At 69.8% G+C, this 17,133-nt stretch carries 19 protein-coding genes; 11 read left to right on the forward strand and 8 right to left on the reverse strand.

Features of this window, described 5'->3' with window-relative positions:
• Positions 1–65: 65 nt before the first annotated feature.
• The 9 genes from JOF29_RS17480 (at position 66) to JOF29_RS17520 (ending at position 7,710) form a co-directional block, all read left to right on the forward strand.
• On the forward strand, positions 66–1,067 hold the full coding sequence (locus tag JOF29_RS17480; protein WP_209695236.1) for a lysylphosphatidylglycerol synthase transmembrane domain-containing protein: 1,002 nt from the start codon (positions 66–68) through the stop codon (positions 1,065–1,067).
• The gene (locus JOF29_RS17485; protein WP_209695237.1) at positions 1,064–2,131 is read left to right on the forward strand and encodes a glycosyltransferase family 4 protein; all 1,068 of its coding nucleotides are present in this window, start codon (positions 1,064–1,066) and stop codon (positions 2,129–2,131) included. Before JOF29_RS17480 ends, JOF29_RS17485 begins: the two co-directional genes overlap by 4 nt.
• Positions 2,128–2,871, forward strand: coding sequence for an FAD:protein FMN transferase (locus tag JOF29_RS17490; protein WP_209695238.1), 744 nt, complete (start codon positions 2,128–2,130; stop codon positions 2,869–2,871). Before JOF29_RS17485 ends, JOF29_RS17490 begins: the two co-directional genes overlap by 4 nt.
• Entirely contained in the window at positions 2,868–3,527 is a 660-nt protein-coding gene (locus JOF29_RS17495) for a response regulator transcription factor (protein WP_307863421.1), read from the forward strand. Before JOF29_RS17490 ends, JOF29_RS17495 begins: the two co-directional genes overlap by 4 nt.
• A complete protein-coding gene (locus tag JOF29_RS17500) occupies positions 3,524–4,744 on the forward strand; it encodes a sensor histidine kinase (RefSeq protein ID WP_209695239.1) in 1,221 nt (406 codons plus the stop codon). The genes JOF29_RS17495 and JOF29_RS17500 overlap by 4 nt, the downstream gene beginning before the upstream one ends.
• 24 nt (positions 4,745–4,768) lie before the next feature.
• The gene (locus tag JOF29_RS17505; RefSeq protein ID WP_209695240.1) at positions 4,769–6,190 is read left to right on the forward strand and encodes a ferredoxin reductase family protein; all 1,422 of its coding nucleotides are present in this window, start codon (positions 4,769–4,771) and stop codon (positions 6,188–6,190) included.
• A 13-nt stretch (positions 6,191–6,203) separates the two neighbouring features.
• The gene (locus tag JOF29_RS17510; RefSeq protein WP_307863423.1) at positions 6,204–6,689 is read left to right on the forward strand and encodes an FMN-binding protein; all 486 of its coding nucleotides are present in this window, start codon (positions 6,204–6,206) and stop codon (positions 6,687–6,689) included.
• Complete coding sequence (locus JOF29_RS44570; RefSeq protein ID WP_307863424.1) at positions 6,686–7,132, forward strand: FMN-binding protein; 447 nt, start codon at positions 6,686–6,688, stop codon at positions 7,130–7,132. Before JOF29_RS17510 ends, JOF29_RS44570 begins: the two co-directional genes overlap by 4 nt.
• Before the next feature lie 158 nt (positions 7,133–7,290).
• Positions 7,291–7,710, forward strand: a complete 420-nt coding sequence (locus JOF29_RS17520; RefSeq protein WP_209695241.1) for a hypothetical protein — start codon at positions 7,291–7,293, stop codon at positions 7,708–7,710.
• Between the two features lie 114 nt (positions 7,711–7,824).
• Here the strand turns inward: JOF29_RS17520 and JOF29_RS17525 are convergent, their stop codons facing one another.
• Positions 7,825–8,835 (reverse strand): zinc-binding dehydrogenase, encoded by a 1,011-nt coding sequence (locus JOF29_RS17525; RefSeq protein WP_209695242.1) that lies wholly within the window; start codon positions 8,833–8,835, stop codon positions 7,825–7,827.
• A gap of 67 nt (positions 8,836–8,902) precedes the next feature.
• On the opposite strand from JOF29_RS17525, the gene JOF29_RS17530 reads away from it, so the two are divergent.
• Positions 8,903–9,478, forward strand: coding sequence for a TetR/AcrR family transcriptional regulator (locus JOF29_RS17530; protein ID WP_209695243.1), 576 nt, complete (start codon positions 8,903–8,905; stop codon positions 9,476–9,478).
• 48 nt (positions 9,479–9,526) lie between these two features.
• Here the strand turns inward: JOF29_RS17530 and JOF29_RS17535 are convergent, their stop codons facing one another.
• The 3 genes from JOF29_RS17535 to JOF29_RS17545 all read right to left on the reverse strand — a co-directional run bounded on the left by JOF29_RS17535 (position 9,527) and on the right by JOF29_RS17545 (position 11,114).
• Entirely contained in the window at positions 9,527–9,739 is a 213-nt protein-coding gene (locus JOF29_RS17535) for an antitoxin (RefSeq protein WP_209695244.1), read from the reverse strand.
• A gap of 20 nt (positions 9,740–9,759) precedes the next feature.
• A complete protein-coding gene (locus JOF29_RS17540) occupies positions 9,760–10,335 on the reverse strand; it encodes a hypothetical protein (protein WP_209695245.1) in 576 nt (191 codons plus the stop codon).
• A gap of 182 nt (positions 10,336–10,517) precedes the next feature.
• On the reverse strand, positions 10,518–11,114 hold the full coding sequence (locus tag JOF29_RS17545) for a sigma-70 family RNA polymerase sigma factor (protein WP_209695246.1): 597 nt from the start codon (positions 11,112–11,114) through the stop codon (positions 10,518–10,520).
• 268 nt (positions 11,115–11,382) lie between these two features.
• Between JOF29_RS17545 and JOF29_RS17550 the strand changes: the two genes are divergently transcribed.
• Positions 11,383–11,892: a DUF2505 domain-containing protein gene (locus JOF29_RS17550; protein WP_209695247.1), complete on the forward strand. Its 510-nt coding sequence runs from the start codon at positions 11,383–11,385 to the stop codon at positions 11,890–11,892.
• Between the two features lie 11 nt (positions 11,893–11,903).
• Here the strand turns inward: JOF29_RS17550 and JOF29_RS17555 are convergent, their stop codons facing one another.
• From JOF29_RS17555 to JOF29_RS17570, 4 genes are read right to left on the reverse strand one after another with little or no spacing between them, the layout of a single operon-like run.
• Positions 11,904–13,076, reverse strand: a complete 1,173-nt coding sequence (locus JOF29_RS17555; RefSeq protein ID WP_209695248.1) for an acyl-CoA dehydrogenase family protein — start codon at positions 13,074–13,076, stop codon at positions 11,904–11,906.
• A gap of 9 nt (positions 13,077–13,085) precedes the next feature.
• The gene (locus JOF29_RS17560) at positions 13,086–13,880 is read right to left on the reverse strand and encodes an alpha/beta fold hydrolase (protein ID WP_245358977.1); all 795 of its coding nucleotides are present in this window, start codon (positions 13,878–13,880) and stop codon (positions 13,086–13,088) included.
• Positions 13,881–13,890: 10 nt separating this feature from the next.
• Complete coding sequence (locus tag JOF29_RS17565; RefSeq protein WP_209695250.1) at positions 13,891–15,570, reverse strand: PHA/PHB synthase family protein; 1,680 nt, start codon at positions 15,568–15,570, stop codon at positions 13,891–13,893.
• Complete coding sequence (locus JOF29_RS17570; protein ID WP_209695251.1) at positions 15,567–17,057, reverse strand: long-chain-fatty-acid--CoA ligase; 1,491 nt, start codon at positions 17,055–17,057, stop codon at positions 15,567–15,569. Before JOF29_RS17570 ends, JOF29_RS17565 begins: the two co-directional genes overlap by 4 nt.
• Positions 17,058–17,133 lie beyond the last annotated feature (76 nt).

Genomic DNA, 17,133 nt, shown 5'->3' on the forward strand with positions numbered 1-17,133 from the left:
TGGGTAGAGGGTGGGCCAGTTCTTCTCAGCACCCTCTCAGCACGGGAGCGACAGGCTAGGTAATGATGAACGAGCGAGAACGGCTTTCGGGTTGGCGACGGCGGCTGCTGACGTCCGTCCTGAGTGCGCTGGTAACGGGGGCCCTCGTGGTGTTCCTGCCACGAGCGGTCGGGTCGACCTGGCGTGAGGTGGGCAACATCCTCGCACGGGTGTCGGTCGGGTCGCTGATTCTGCTCGCTGTTGTGTGGCTCGCCGGGTTGTGGGCACATTCGTTCGTCCTGGCCGCGTCCTTGCCCGGGCTGTCGAAGCGCCGCGCGCTCACGCTGAGCCTGACCGGCAGCGCGGTGGCAAACGTTCTCCCACTCGGTGGCGCCGTCGGTACGGCGCTGAACTTCACGATGGTCCGGCGCTGGGGTTTCACCCGGAATGCGTTCGGCAGCTACATCACCGTGACGACGCTGCTGAACGTGGTGTCCAAGCTCGGGGTGATCGCGATCGCGCTCGGCCTGGTGCCGATCCTGCACAGTGCTGCGGCGTTCGGGCCGAGCAGCCTGCTCTTCCTGCCGGTGCCGGTCGCCGTCCTGCTGGGCGTCTGGATCCTCGCCGACGAGCGGGCCGCCAAGATCGTCGGCCGCCAGTTGGACAAGGTGTTCCGGCGTTCGCGTCTCGAGGAACGGCTTCCCCGGTTCCGGCGGACGACGCTGCACCTGATGCGCACCGGCTGGCGGCCGATGACCGGCGGGATGGTCGCGTACCTCGCACTGCAGCTGGCGTTGCTGTGGCTGTGCTTCCAGGTGCTGCACGTTCCGCTCGGCCTGGCGGTGCTGTTCACGGCGCTGGCGGTGGAGCGGTTGCTGACCCTCGTGGCGATCACGCCGGGCAGCGCGGGTGTCGTCGAGATCGGTACGACGGCCGCGCTGGTCGCGCTCGGCGGTGACCCCGCAGGCGTTGCTGCGGGGTTGCTGCTGTTCCGCGGTTTCACGTTCCTGATGGAGATCCCGGTGGGCGGTGTGATGCTGGCGATCTGGACCTCCTTGCAGCGCCGGGCACAGGCGGTGGCGGCATGAGGATCGCGTTGGTCAGCGACGTCTACCTGCCGCGGCTCGGTGGTATCGAGCTGCAGGTGCACGATCTCGCCGTACACCTGATCCGGGCCGGTCACGACGTCACGGTCTACACGCTCAACCAGGGGCGCACCTCCGACGTACCCGTGGTCCGGCTGCCGGCGGTGGCCGGCATGCCGTCGCCGTCGGCGGTTGACCGGCTGCGGTCCGAGCTGCCGTCGTTCGACATCGTGCATGCGCACTCGTCGATCGTGTCGCCGCTGGCCTGGCGGGCTGCCCGGCTGGCGCGGGCCGCGCTGATCACCGTGCATTCGTTGCCCGGGCCGACGATGCCGTGGCCGCTGGCGCAGCTCGATCGGTACGTCGGGAACGTCGGATGGACGGCGGTCAGTGGGGCGGTCGCGAATGTGATCCGCCGAGCGCTGCCGGGGCGTGCGGTCGACGTACTGCACAACGGGGTCGACCCGGCCGCCTGGCGTCCGGCGCAGCGTCCGCAGCACCCGTTGACGATCGTGAGCACGATGCGGCTGGCCCGCCGGAAGCGTCCGCTCGCGTTGCTGGACACGCTCGCGGCGATCCGCGACCTCGTACCGTCGAACGTGCCGCTCCGCGGCGTGATCGCCGGGGCCGGGCCGCGTGAGCGCGCACTCGACGCCCGGCGGCGGGACTTCGCCCCGTGGGTGGAGCTTCCCGGCCGGTTGACGCGGTACGAGTTGCAGCAGCTGTACGCCTCCGCCGACGTCTACCTCGCGCCCGCGGAGCTGGAGTCGTTCGGTGTCGCGGCGCTCGAAGCGCGGTGTGCCGGGCTGCCGGTGGTCGCGATGTCGACGGGTGGCGTCGGCGAGTTCATCCGCAACGGCATCGAGGGGTACCTCGTCGACACGGACCAGGAGATGGCCCGGACCACAGCGGCGCTGCTGACGAATCCCGCGGTCCTGCATCGGCTGCAGCAGTACAACCAGCACACTCTGCCGAGCATGACCTGGGAGCGGGTGATCGCTCAGCATGTGTCGGCGTACCAGTCTCAGCTTGTCCGCAGAGAGGGATCCCTAGCCTCGGCATCATGAGGCGGACCTGGGTCGAGCAGGTGATGGGGATGCCCGTCAGCCTGCTGGCCCGGGGAGAGTACGCGGAGTCCGCCGAGGTGGAGGCTGCGGTCAAGGAGCTGTACGTCGAGCTGAGCGACGTCGACCGGGTGTTCTCGACGTACAAGCCGGACAGCGAGGTCAGCCGGCTGGGGCGCGGCGAGGTCGGGTGGGACGAGGTCGACCCCGACGTCCGCGTTGTCGCCGAGCGGTGCGCTGCGGCGCGGGAGCTGACCGGCGGCCTGTTCGACGCGGACCTGCCGGCCGGCGGGTGGGATCCGTCCGGGCTGGTGAAGGGCTGGGCGGTCGAGCGTGTGGGGGGCCTGCTGCGGGCGGTGGACGGCGTCGACTGGTGCCTGAACGCGGGCGGCGACGTCCTCGTGATCTGCCCGAGCGCGGAGCCGTTCACGATCGGCATCCAGGACCCGCACGATCCGGGCCGGGTGGTCGCGAGCCTGGCACGGACCGGGGGAGCGGTCGCGACCAGCGGTACGGCGGCGCGGGGCGCGCACCTGTACGACCCGCGGACCGGTCGCCCGGCGACGAGCCGGTGGCTGTCGGTCTCGGTGAGCGGGGCCTCGCTGGAGTACGCCGACGTCCTCGCCACGGCGGCGTACGTCGCCGGGGACGGCTGGCCCGAGGTCCTGCTGCCTGGGTACGACGGACTCGGAGTGCTTGCTGACGGCAACCTTCAGGCGACGCCCGGGTGGGGCGTGGCGTGAGCGGGCGGATCCTCCTGATCGAGGATGACGCGGACCTGGCCGGCATGCTCGACCGGGTGCTCAGCGACGAGGGGTACGCCGTGAAGCGCGCCGCGGACGGGCATACCGGCCTGCACGTCGCGCTGACCCGGCCGTTCGACGCGATGATCGTCGACCGGGGACTGCCTGCGGTGGAGGGCCTGGACCTGATTGCGCGGTTGCGCAGCCGGGGCGTCGGTACGCCGATCCTCGTGCTGTCGGCGCGGAACAGTGCCGGGGACCGCGTCGACGGGCTCGACGCCGGCGCGGAGGACTACCTGACCAAGCCGTTCGAGCTGACCGAGTTGCTGGCTCGCGTCCGGGCGTTGCTGCGGCGGCACCTCGATCATGCGGTGCAACTCGCCGTACCGGGTGGCCTGCTCGACCTCTCGACGCGCACTGTCCAGCAGGCGTCCGGCGGACGTGTGGAGCTGTCCGAGCGGGAGGCAGCGCTGCTCGGTCTACTGGCGGCCCGTCCCGGAGTCGTGTTCAGCCGGGCGGACCTGCTGGACCGGGTCTTCGACGATGCGGAGTCCGAGACGGTCGTGGACACGTACGTGCACTACTGCCGACGGAAGCTCGGGCAGGGCGTGATCAGTACGGTGCGCGGCCTCGGCTATCGGCTGGGTGGTCCATGAGCGGCCGGCCGATAGGCGACGAGGTCCTGGTACGGCGTGCGGCGCGGGGCGTCGCCGTACAGGCCGCGGCGCTGGTCGCGCTGGCGATGCTGCTGCTGATCGTGCTGGTCACCGTGGTGATGATCCACGGGCAGTCCGTCGCTGCCGACGACCTGCTCAGGGCCGCGCTCGCCAGCGCGGACGACGTGGTCGATCCGCCGGTGGGCACCTGGCTGGTGATGAGCAACTCGGCGTCACCCGGTCTACCGGACGACCTTCGGCCGGACCTGGAGGCGCTGCGGACCGAGGCCGCCAACCACATCCAGGTGACCACGGTCGAGGACGACGACGGCGAGTACCGGATCGCGACCGGGTTGGTGAAGGGCCGTCCGGTGCAGGCGGTGCTCGACCTCGCGTCCCAGCACAAGGAACAGGCCCGCATGCTGCAGGCGATGGGACTGGCCACGGTGCTGGCGCTGCTGCTCGCCGGGTTGCTCGGCGTGCTGGTCGGGCGTCGCGCCGTACGGCCGTTGGCGCAGGCGTTGACGTTGCAGCGTGCGTTCGTGGCGAATGCGGGACATGAGTTGCGGACTCCGCTGACGTTGCTCAGTACGCGGGCTCAGCTGCTCGGGCGGTCGCTGCATCGCGACGGTGCGAGCGAGCAGGTCCTGGACGACGCGGACGGAGTGGTCCGCGACACGCGGCGGTTGACCGAGGTCGTCGACGACCTGCTCGCGGCCGCCGATCCGCGGCGGGCGGAGGAGCCGGAGCCGGTCGACCTGGTCGTCCTCGCGCAGGACGTCGCCGAGGCGGCGAGTGCGCATGCCCAGCAGGTGGGTGTCCGGGTACGGTCGGCTGCGGATCGTGACAGTGCGCCCGCGCTCGGTTCGGCGAGCGCGATCCGGCGGGCGGCGATCGCGCTCGTTGACAACGCGATCGATCACACGCCTAGTGGTGGTGAGGTGCGGATCGCCGTCCGGAGGGAGCGCCGGGACGTGATCGTGTCGGTCAGCGACACCGGGCCCGGGATCGGTCCGGAGGCGGCGCAGCGGGTGCTGCGGCGGTTCGACTCGAGCGGTCAGCGGCGCGGGAGGGCGCACTACGGGCTCGGTCTGGCGCTCGCGCACGACGTCGCGAACCGGTTCGGCGGGCAGTTGCGGCTGGCGCCGAGCGAGGTCGGGGCGACGTTCGAACTGGTGCTTCCGGCGCTCCGCGAGGACGGTCCAAGGAAGAGCTAAGAATCCGCGGGCATCGTCGGGGGCATGACCCACCGCGGAGCCGCTCCTGCGATCAGCAGGCCGCGGATGCCGCACGTACGGCGCCGGACGCCGCGGACGCCGGCGTGGTGGCGGGACGCGGCCGGCATCGCGTGCTGGGCGAGCGTGCTGGTGGTCGTCGCGCTGTGGGTCTCGGGGCGCGGGCTGCAGAGCCTGCTCAGCGGTCCGGCGGACCTGCTGACGTCACTCGGCCGCCTCACCGGGCTGGTGTCGGCCGACCTGTTGCTCGTGCAGGTGATCCTGATGGCCCGGGTGCCGATGATCGAGCGGAGCTACGGGCAGGACGAGCTGGCCCGGCGGCATCGGCTGGTCGGGTTCTGGTCGTTCAACCTGCTACTCGTACACGTAGTGCTGATCCTGGTCGGATACACGCTCCGCGATCACAACGACCTGCTGCACGAGACGTGGACGGTGGTCACGACGTACGGCGGGATGCTGCTCGCGACAGCGGCGGCGATCGCGCTGACGGTGGTCGTGGTGACGTCGATCCGGGCGGCCCGGAAGGTACTGCGGTACGAGTCGTGGCACCTGCTGCACCTGTACGCGTACGTCGGCGTCGGGCTGTCCGTGCCGCATGAGATCTGGACCGGAGCGGACTTCTCGACGTCGCGGCCGGCGCAGGTCTACTGGTGGTCGGCGTACGGCGTCGCGGCCGGGGCGATCGTGCTGTACCGATTGCTGTTGCCGGCCTGGCGGACGGTGCGGTACGGGCTCACGGTGCGTGAGGTGATCCAGGAAGCGCCCGGTGTGGTGACGGTGCTGATCGGCGGGCGCGAGCTGCATCGGATGCCGGTGCGGGCCGGGCAGTACTTCGTATTCCGGTTCCTCGACGGACCGGGATGGTCGCGCGGGAATCCGTACTCGTTGTCGGCGTCGCCGGCTCCGGATCGACTTCGGGTGACGGCGAAGGCGGCCGGTGACGGCAGCGGTCGCCTGGCGCGGCTGCGTCCGGGAACGCGGGTCGCGGTCGAGGGACCGTACGGGCGGCTGACCGCGGAGCGGCGGGTGACGGAGCGAGTCGCGATGTTTGCCTGCGGCATCGGTATCACGCCGCTGCGGGCGTTGCTCGAGGAGCTCGAGTACCGGCCGGGGGAGGCGGTGCTCGTGTATCGCGCGCACAGTGCCGAGGACCTGGTGTTCCGGGACGAGCTGGAACAGCTCGCACGACGGCGGGGGATCGCCGTGCACTACCTGCTCGGACCACGGTTGCGACGGCGCCGGTCGTGGTTGCCGGACGGTGCGGCGACGTGGTCGGACGAGTACGCCGTACGACGGCTGGTGCCGGGGATCACGGCGTACGACGTGTATGTGTGCGGACCCGACCCGTGGATGGACGCGGTCGCGGCTGCGGTGCTGAAGGCCGGGTTGCCGTCGAACCAGCTGCACCAGGAACGCTTCTCGTGGTGAAAGGAGAACGTGCGTGAGGCGCGGGATCAGACTGCTGATGACGGTGGCGACGACGGCGGTTGTCGCGGTGGCGTTCCGCGCCAGCCTGCAACAGCCCACCACAACCACAGGCGCGGCCGCGGTGGTCAGCTCGACGACGCCTCCGGCCAACCATCACGTCCGGCGCTCCACCCCATCACCCAAGACAAAGCCAACCACCCCGGTGAGAAAGTCGGTTGTGGTTGCAGGCGGTGTGGTGAACACGCAGTACGGCCCGGTGCAGGTGGAGGTTTCTGTTGGCGGCGGGAAGATCGCCAAGGCTCACACCCTGCAACATCCGAGCGGTGACGGACGCACCGACCAGATCAACGGGTACGCCGTACCGCAGCTCGACCAGGAGACCATGACCGCGCAGAACGCGCACATCGACACCGTCTCCGGAGCGACCTTCACCTCCGAGGGCTACCGCCAATCGCTCCAGTCCGCCCTCGACGCCGCCCACCGAGCGGGCGCCCTGTGACCGCCCACTCCCAGCGACTCCGCCGCAACCTCCTCGTCGGCGGCAGCACCGGCGTACTGCTCCTTCTCCTCTTCCTCTACCCAACCAGCATCAACCACGTCGACCATCCGGCGACACCGGCAGCCGCACCCGGAGTCGTGAGTACGTCGGCCGGCGACGTGACGGTGAACGGCACCTCGGCCGGCACCCGGTACGGCCCCGTGCAGGTCCGGATCACCGTCCGCGCCGGCCGGCTGACGGCCGTCGACGCGCTCGTCTACCCTTCGTCCGGTGGGCGGGACCGCGAGATCAGCTCGTACGCGCTGCCGCAGCTCGAGCAGGAAGCGCTTGCCGCGCAGAACTCGCACATCGATACGGTGTCCGGGGCAACATTCACGTCCGACGGGTATCGTCGCTCGCTGCAGTCCGCACTGGACGCAGCGCATTTCCGCAGCGCCGGCTGAGGGCCGCCGGAGTTCGCTGACGGTCCAGCGGGCCGCGTGAAACGTGCCAGACCGGGGTGCTACCTGATAGACACGGGGACCGGTACGTGTTGCGGACAGGGAAGCGGCTTCCGATGGTGATGGCATGGCGGTTCGGCGCCGTTGGCGTGGACGCTGTCATGGCCGTGATCCAGGACCCGGCACAGTTCGCGGACTGGATGGTGGCCGTACCGCCGGAGGTGCGCGCCGGACCGAACTGGCCGCAGAAGGGCAGCGTCGTGCAACGGTACGACGGCCGCGAACCACGCATGCGGCACGCCGAGAACCGGCACCTGACGGTGGCCCTGGTCGAACGCTGGCGTCCGGAGGACGAACTGATCCTCCGGCTGCGCAGCGGTCTCGGCGGGTGGGTCCGGATCTGGATCAAGGTGCAACCGCGTCCGGGCGGCGCGCTGATCGAGGTCCGCGCCGAGCCGCTCACCGCGACCGCCCGCCTGCGCTTCACCGGCGCCTCCCGCGGCCGCGCCGAGGAACGCTGCGTCCAGGTCGCCGAGCGCCTCATCGCGCTGGCCACGACCGAAGAACCCGCAGTGGACTGACTCCGCAACCCAGGGGCTGGCTCTGCATGCAGACAGAACCGCCCCGAGCAGGCTGATTGTGGTCCGTGGCGGAGGTTGTGCGTGCGTGCAGGTCCAACCGTCCGCGGATTCACGCTAAGGGACCAGCACGATCCGTCCGAGCACCTCGCCGGCCTGCAGCTTCCGGTGTGCGAGTACGGCGTCGTCGAGTGGCAGTTGTTCGTGGATGACGATCGGGAGCTGCCCGTCGGCCGCGGCGGCGAACTGCTCGGCGCGGACGGTACGACGGTCCGCGGGCGGCACCGTGTCCGCGCTGAACGTTGCGAACGACAAGGACTTCCGGAAGTTCGCCATCAACGCCGTACCGAGCTCGGCGGGCGGCGGTCCGGTGATCGCGCCGACCGCGACCAGCCGACCGTTCGGCCGCAGCATGCCGAGGAACGACGGCACGTCCGGCCCCGCGACGACATCGATGATCACGTCGTACGCCGAGGGAGCGGCTCCGGCACCCGAGGTCGTACTGCGCGCGCCACCCGAGCGATCCGGCGCGTGCGTTGCGCGGCCGGAGCGATCCAGGACGTGTGTGGCGCCGACCTTGCGCAACAGTTCTCCGCGTTCCGCCGACGAGGTCGTCACCGCCACCGCGGACGCACCTCCCTGGGCGGCGAGGTGGACCGTGAGGATGCCGATGCTGCCGGCCGCACCGCGTACCAGGACGGACTCACCGGGACGGAAGTGCGCATGGGCGAGCCCGAAATGCGCGACGACACCGGAACTCCCGAGCGTCACCGAGCCGGCGGCGGACAGCCCGGGCGGCAATGGTACGACGTCCTCGACCGCGGCGGTCGCCTGTTCGGCGTACCCGCCGCCGAGGCCGGTGAACGCCCAGACCCGCTGCCCGATCCAGGTCCGGTCCGTGTCGGGGCCGACGGCAACCACCGTCCCCGCGACCTCCGATCCGGGCACCAGCCCTTCGCGGAATCCCCAGGCGGACAACGAGCCGCTGCGGATCAACGCGTCGACGCCTCCGACGCCGATCGCCTCGACTGCGATCCGGACCTGGCCGGAACCCGGCTCGGGCGCCGGCAACTCGACGACGCTCAGCCCCTCGGGTCCGCCGAACGTCTTGATAGCCACTGCCTTCACTGCTGTCTCCTCTCGACTCCCTCGAGACTAAGTGGACGCAAGCGTCCGTTTGGCTAGAGTGAGAGCTGTGAATGATCGTTTGCCTCGGAAACTGCGTGCCGACGCGGAGGACAACCGCGAGCGGATCCTGGCGGCGGCCCGCACGTTGTTCGCACGCACCGGGCTGACGGTCCCGATGCGGGACATCGCGCGGGAGGCCGGGGTCGGTCCGGCCACGCTGTATCGCAGGTTCCCGACCAAGCAGGACCTGGCGACCGCGGCGTTCGCCGAACAGGAGCAGGCCTGCCGGCGGATCGTCGAGGACGGGCTGGCCGCGGACGACCCGTGGGAGGGGTTCTGCCTGGTGATCGAGCGGATCTGCGAGCTGCATGTGCACAACCGCGGGTTCACCGACGCGTTTCTGGCGACGTACCCGGAGGCGGTGGACAGTAGCGGGAGTCGCGAGCTGACGTTGAAGTCGGTGGGGATCCTGGCGCGGCGTGCGAAGGCGCGGGGCCGGTTGCGTCGCGACTTCGAGTTGGCGGACCTGGTGATCATGCTGACCGCGCACCGTGGGCTGCACGCGTCCACGCCGGCCGCGCGGCTGGCGGCGTCGCGGCGGTTCGCAGCCCTTACCGTGCAGGCTTTTCAGGCAAATGCCTGAGGCGGTCGTGGAACGTGTCCACGACCGCCTCTCAGCTACGGGCTGCGATCAGCCTTCGTTGTTCAGGTTGTTGACCTGGTTCTTCGCGACGTCAACGCCCTTGTCGATCTGGTCGCCGTACTTGCCGCCGGTCTTCTCGTCGACGAACTCGCCGGCCTTGTCCAGGCCCTCGCCGACCTTGTCCTCGTGACCGTCGATCAGGTCCGCGGCCTTGTCCTTCAGGCCTTCGGCCGCGTCCTTGATGTTGTCGAAAACACCCATGCTCTGATCCCCGATCAGTGTCAGTAGTTGTTGTTGTCGTCGTTCGACGAGCCGGAGCCGCCACCCGAACGCTCGTTGTCGTTGCCGCTGCCGTCCGAGCCGTAGCCGCCACCGGACTCCTGACGCTGGCCGTAGCCGCCACCGTTGGAGTCGTTGGAGTCGTTGCCGGAACCGTAGCTGTTGCCACCGTCGTTCGAGTCGTTGCCCGAACCGTAGCTGCTGCCGCCGTCGCGCGAGTCGTTGCCGGAGTCGTTGCCGTGGCTGCTGCCACCGTCCCGGGAGTCGTTGCCCGAGTCGTTGCCGTAGCTGCTGCCCGAGTCATTGCTCGAGTCACGGCCTGAATCATTGCTCGAGTCACGGCCTGAATCATTGCCCGAGTCACGGCCTGAATCGTTGCCCGAGTCGTCGCGCTGGCCGTAGTCGCCGCCCGACTGGTTGCCGGAGCGGTCGGAGTCGCCGCCCTGGTTGTAGTCGTTGCCGCCCTCGTTGCCGCCGCCGTACGAGTTCCCGCCGGATTCCCCTCCGCTGGAATCCCGGCCACCCTGCTCGCCGTACTGGCTCTCGTTGCGCTGGTCTTCGTCGTAAGGATTGCTCATGCGATATCTCCCCGTGAGATATGAGTTGTCGCCCGCCCGAAGGTGTCGATCGAAGTCACTCGGAACGACTGGGGCGGTCGTGAGCCGGATGGCACCCGCCCTTTCCTACCGGAAGGTATGAGGTCGCGCAAGCACTCCGGTCCCGTGTTTTGCGCGCCTTCACGAACCGGCCACCCGAATCCTCAGCCGCCACTCAGCGCGCTCTCAGGCGAGAGGTCCTTGAGGATTCGGCGCAGCCTGTTGGTGGCGCGGAACTGGAGCTGTTTGATGGCGCCGTCGGTGCGATCCATCGCGGTCGCGGTCTCGTTGATCGACAGGCCGGCGAAGAAGCGCAGCAGCAGGCACTCGCGCTGGTCGTCGGGCAGCCGGCCGAGGGCGGCACGCAGTGCCGCCTCGCCGACGGAGGCGAGCGCGGCCGCTTCCGGGCCGATCGCCTCGTCGACCTGCGGGTCGACCTCGTCGGTGACGATCGCCAGCCGGCTCCAGCCGGAGCGGTGATGGTCGATCACCACGTTCCTGGCGATCGTGACCAGCCAGGCCGCGAAGTTCAGGTGCGCTCGTGGCCGGCGGGCGATCGCGCGGAACGCCCGCAGGAACGTCTCGCTGGTCAGGTCCTCGGCCGCACTCCGCGACGAGGTCTTGCTGTAGGTGTACCGGTAGATCGACGGCAGGTACCGGTCGTAGAGCAACCCGAAGGCCGCTCCGTCTCCCGCTTGCGCGAGCCGGACCAGTTCGTCCTCGTCGTCTTCGGTGTGGACGGTGGCGGTGCGTGCAGCCATGTGTATGGACATGTCCGGCTCACGCACCACCCGGTGCGAATTCATCGATGTGCATGCGCTTCCCAAGCCCCGTTCTCAGTCAGCTACGCCGTGAACATCACGAAAAGATTACCGAAAGTCGCCCATCGTGTCACCACCCTTCCGCTGTGTATCCGGATCCGGCGCGAATTTTGTCGCCGGTACCAAGACACTTTGCCTGCAGCAACAGCAGCGGCCGGAAGCTGCATTGGCAGTGACCGGGTGTGGCCGGTCGGTGCAAGATGGGCGCATGGATCTGTCTCTCGCCACGTCGTACGACGCCTCTCCGGAGGAGGTCTTCGCGATGATCACCGACATCACGTTCCAGGAGCAGGTCTTCGAGCAGTTGCGGGCGCAGTCGTACGGCGTGCAGGTGGGCGACGACGGTGACGACGTCGCGGTACAGGTCCACTGGATGGTCTCCGAGGTGCCGGTCGTCGCGCGCCGGTTCGTCGGTCACAAGCTGGAGCTGGCGCAGTCCAAGCGCTGGCATCGTGCGGGCGTGGACGGTGCCCGGGAGGCCGACGTCGACGGCGGCGTCACCGGCACGGCAGGCGTCGCCGGCGCGACTGTGAAGGTGACCGGTACGACGCGCATCCTGCCGGTCGGGCGCCGCACCACGCAGGCCTTCGACCTGCGCATCACGGCCTCGCTCCCGGTCGTCCGCGGCACGCTCGAGCAGCTGGTCGCGGACGCGGTCCGCGCCCGGCTCGAGAACAAGTTCAAGGTCGCCACCCGCTGGCTGTCCGGGTCCCTCTGACGCCGGTCGGCTCAGGTGAAGGCTGACAGGCCGGTGATCGAGCGGCCGACGATCAGGGTGTTCATCTCGCGGGTGCCTTCGTAGGAGTAGATGGCCTCGGCGTCGGCGACGTAACGGCCGACGTTGTGTTCGAGGAGGATGCCGTTGCCGCCGAGGAGTTCGCGGGCGTAACCGACGGTCTCGCGCATGCGGGTGGTGCAGAACGCCTTGGCGAGGGACGCGTGTTCGTCGTAGGCGACGCCGCCGTCCTGCAGCTGGGACAACCGGGCGCAGAGCGTCGCGGACGCGGTGGTGTTGGCGAGCATCCGGACGAGTAGGTCCTGGACGAGCTGGAAGCCGGCGATCGGCCGCCCGAACTGTTCCCGGTCCCGCGCGTACGCGAGCGCATGCCGGTACGCACCGCGCGCACATCCGACCGACATCCACGCGACCCCGGCCCGCGTCATCAGCAGCACCTTGGCCGTGTCCCGGAACGAGTTCGCCCGCGCGAGCCGGTTCGCCTCCGGCACGCGTACGTCGTCCAGCGTGATCAGCGCGTTCTGTACGACGCGGAGCGCCATCTTGTCCTCGAGCTTCGACGTACTGAATCCAGGCGTGTCCTTCTCGACCACGAACCCCTTCACCTGGCCGTCCTCGACGTCCCGCGCCCAGATCACGGTGAGGTCCGCGAACGTCGCGTTCCCGATCCACTTCTTCCGCCCGTTCAGCACCCAGGTGTCGCCGTCGCGCCGGGCCGTGGTCCGCAGTCCGCGGGACGCCCCGGACCCGACCTCGGGCTCGGTCAGCCCGAACGCGCCGATCAGCTCCAGCCGGGCCATCGCCGGCAGCCAGCGCTGCCTCTGCTCCTCGGATCCGCACAGGTAGATCGACCCCATCGACAGCCCGCTGTGTACGCCGAAGAACGTCGCGATCGACGGGTCCGCCGTACTGAGCTCCATCGCGATCAGCCCGTCGAGCAGGAAGCTCCGGCCGGGGCAGCCGTAGCCCTCGTACGGCGTACCGACGATGTGCAGGTCGCGCAGCGCCGGGATCAGCTCGAACGGGAACGCGGCCCGCGTCCAGTAGTCGTTGATGATCGGCGCGACCTGCTTGTCGCCGAACTCGCGGACCGCGTGCAGCCGCTCGCGGTCGTGCTGCTCGAGCAGCATCTCCAAGCCGTAGAAGTCGATCGGGTCGGTGGTCATGCCAGTCTCCTATAAGTTTGGCGCCTCGGAGCGGTCCAGGAAGTCGGTGACGACGGGCACCAGCGCCGGTGCCTCGGTGACGAGCTCGACGTGCCCGCCGCCGTAGATGTGCAGTTCGGCGTTCGGGATCAGGCCGGCCAGGATGCGGCCGTTGACGACCGGGATGATCGGGTCGTCGTCGCCGGTGAGGACGAGCGTCGGCTGCCGGATCAGCGGCAGGAACGGCAGGCTCGTCCAGCACGCGCCGGCCGCCAGCTGGTACAGGTACCCACGCAGCGAGCCCGCCCGCACCTGCTGGCCGAACACTCTGCGGATCTCCTCCGAGTGCCGCCGCGCGCTGCCGCCGTACAGGTAGCCGGCCATCCCCGCCGCGTACGACGGGTCGCCGAAGCGCCGCGGCGTGATCATCTTGAACAGCGTGCTCGGTCGCCCGGGCACCATCAGTACACCGGTCCCGGTGCTGACGAGCACGAGCCGCCGCACCAGCCGCCGATGCTGGAACGCCAGCTGCTGCGCCAGCGCCCCACCCCACGACAGCCCGAGTACGTCGACCTCCCGGAACCCGAGCTCCGCCAGCATCCGCGCGACGATGCACGCGAGCCGCGGAATCCCGTCCGGCAACAACCCCGCCGGCGAACCGCCCACCCCCGGTACGTCGAACCGGATTACGGTCCGATCGAGCTCGTCCACCACCGGCTGCAGCACCTCGAGCCCGGCACCGATCCCGCAACACAGCACCAGTGGGGTACGCCGTGCATCGCCGAGGCGGACGTCGTACCGGATCTGCCGCCCGGCAACGGTCATCAGCTCCACGTCACGACTCCCGCACGTAGCTGCCGGGCGCATCCTCGATCGGATCGAGGCCGGCTCCACCCAGCGACTTGGGCGCGACCTTCGTCCGCCCACTCCGCCCGGACAGCCACCCGACATAGTCCACCCACCAGGACCCCTGCCCGGTAGTTGCCGTCCGCAACCACTCCTCGGGGTCCTGGGGATTCGCGTCGTTCACCTGATAGGTCGCCTTCGGATTCCCCGGCGGGTTGACCATCGACGCGATGTGCCCGGCCGTCGACAGCACGAACCGGCTGTCACTCCCGAGCAGTTGCGTGCTGCGGTAGCACGACTGCCAGGGGCAGATGTGATCGGTGATCCCGGCAACGACGTACGACGGCACGGTCACCTGGCCGAGGTCGACGGGGGAGCCGAGCATCGTCGCCGCACCCGGTTCGGTCAGCGAGTTCGTCATCGCCTGCTCGACGAACCCACGGTGCAGCGCCGCCGTCATCCGCGTCGTGTCGGCATTCCAGAACAGTACGTCGAACGCGGCCGGCGTCCGCCCCTGCAGATAGTTGTTGACCCAGTAGTTCCAGATCAGGTCCGTAGGCCGCAACCAGGCGAACACCTCGGCCAGCGCCCGCCCGTCCAGGAAGCCCTTCGACGCCGACGACGCGATCGCGGCCGCCGCCATCCGCTCGTCGAGCGCGGCCGACGCGAGTCCCGCCCGGCTCTGATCCAGTACCGATACGGCGAGCGTGAACGTCGCGACCCGGTCGAGTTCGCCGCGATCGGCGAGATGCCCGAGCAGCATCGACGCGAGGATCCCGCCCGAGCAGGTCGCGAACAGGTGTGCGGAGCCGGACCGCGTGATCCGCCGTACGGCGTCCATCGCCGCCAGGATCGCGGCGCCGTACGTGTCGAAGTCCCAGTCGCGGTGCCGGGCGTCCGGGTTCCGCCAGGAGATCGTGAACACCTGCTGCCCCTGCTGGACGAAGTACTCGACCATGCTGCGGCCGGGCGCGAGGTCGACGACGTAGTACTTGTTGATCACCGGCGGGACGATCAGCAACGGCACGGTCCGGACCTTCGCGGTCTGCGGCGCATACTGGATCAGCTCCAGCACCTCGTTGCGGAACACCACCGCTCCGGGCGTGACGGCGACCGTCGTGCCGACCTCGAACGCGCCCGGGTCGACCATGCTCGGCACCCGCGGCGCGGTCGACAGGTCGCGGATCAGGTTCCGGGCGCCGGCCACCGTACTCAGGCCGGCGGTGTCGATCAGCGCCTTCCAGGTGGACGGGTTCAGCACCGGGTTGTTGCTCGGGGCAAGCGCTTCGACGAGGTTGTCGACCACGAAGGTCATCCGCTGCTTGTCCTGCCAGTTCAGTTCCGCGTCGCTGGGCAGAGCTTCGGCGGTCTCGGCCGCGGCCAGGTAGGCCTGGACGATCCGGCGCAGTACCGGGTTCTGCGTCCAGGCGGCATCGGTGAACCGGCGGTCCCGGCGGGACGGTGCCCGGTCCGAGTGGCCGAGCGCGATCTGGCCGAGCTCGCCGGCCAGCTGCGTCGCGCGGTGGCCGAGCGTCCGGGGCCGCGCGGCCAGGCCGGTCGCCATCCGGGCCCAGGCGGCGTTCGGGGCGAAGCGGCGCAGCGGCCCGACCGCCGCGCTGGTCAGCAACAGGTCGAGCGGGGCGGCGAGTTCATCCGCTGCGGTGGTCATTGCAGGGTCCCTTCCGGTACGACGACCTCGCGGCGCTGGATCTTGCCCGTCGGGCCTTTCGGCAAGCCGTCGACGATCCAGACCGCCCGCGGGTACTTGTAGGCCGCGATCCGGCCCTTCACGAAGTCGCGCAGTTCCTCGGGCGTCGCCGTCGTACCGTCCTTGAGCGCGACCGCGGCGCCGATCTCCTCGCCGAGCGTCGGGTGCGGGATGCCGACCACGGCCGCCTCGGCGACCGCCGGGTGCTCGTACAGCACCTCCTCGACCTCGCGCGGGTACACGTTGTACCCGCCGCGGATCAGCAGGTCCTTCTTCCGGTCGACGATGTAGAAGTACCCGTCCTCGTCCTGGCGGGCCATGTCGCCGGTGCTCAGCCAGCCGTCGGCGTCGATGGTGGCCGCGGTCTCCGCGGGCTTGTTCCAGTAGGACTTCATCACGTTGTGGCCGCCGATCTGGATCTCGCCGATGTCACCAGGCTGCACCGGCTTGCGCTCCTCGTCGACGACCCGCATCCGGACGCCCTCGATCGGCGTACCGATCGAACCGGGCTTGCGGACCGCGTTCGGGTGGTTGAACGACGCGACCGGCGACGTCTCGGACAGGCCGTAACCCTCCAGGATGATGCAGCCGAACGCCTCCTCGAACCCGCGCAGTACCTCGACCGGCAGCGCTGCGCCGCCGGAGACACAGCATCGCAAGGTCGAGACGTCGTGTCCGGAGTCCCGCAGACCGAGCATCGCGGCGTACATCGTCGGAACGCCCTCGAAGACCGTGACCTTGTCGCGCTGGATGACCTCCAGGGCCTTGGCGGGGGAGAAGCGCGGGATCAGCGTGAGGGTGGCGCCGTTGGCGATCGCGGCGTTCAGGCCGCAGGTCAGGCCGAAGACGTGGAACAGCGGCAGGCAGCCCATCACCACGTCGTCCGGGCCGATCAGGATCAGTGTCCGGGCGGTGACGGCCTGGTTCGTGTTGAGGCCCGCGTGCGTGAGCTCGGCGCCCTTCGGGCGGCCGGTGGTGCCGGAGGTGTAGAGGATGACCGCGGTGTCGTCGGCGTCGCGGGTGGCCGGGTTCGCGAGCGGGCGGCGTTCGGCGACCTGTGCGCGGAACTCGCCCGGCACGACCGGTACGAGCTGGGCGCCGGCGTCGGTCGCCTCGCCGGTGACCTCGTGCCAGGCGAACAGCACCTTCGCGCCGGAGTCGCCGAGGTAGTACTCGACCTCGCGCCGCTTCAGCAACGGATTCATCGGTACGGCGACCGCGCCGGCCCGGAGGATCCCGTAGAAGATCATCGCGAACTCCGGGAGGTTCGGCAGCATCAGCCCGACCCGGTCGCCGGGCTGGACGCCGTACTCCTGCAGGAGCGTGGCGACGCGGGAGGCCGCGTCGTCGAGGGCGGTGTAGGTGAGGACGTCGTCGTCCAGGCGGATCGCGGGGTGGTCCGGGTACATGGCGGCGGACTCGGAAAGGTTCAGGCTGAGGTTGGTCATCGCGTACTCCGGGGTGGTCGGCTTGCGGTACCTCCAAGATCGGGCCGCCCGCGCCCAAAGGCGATGGGGCGGCGAC

Origin of the sequence: Kribbella aluminosa, assembly GCF_017876295.1 — a bacterium.
Classification (GTDB): Bacteria; Actinomycetota; Actinomycetes; order Propionibacteriales; family Kribbellaceae; genus Kribbella; species Kribbella aluminosa.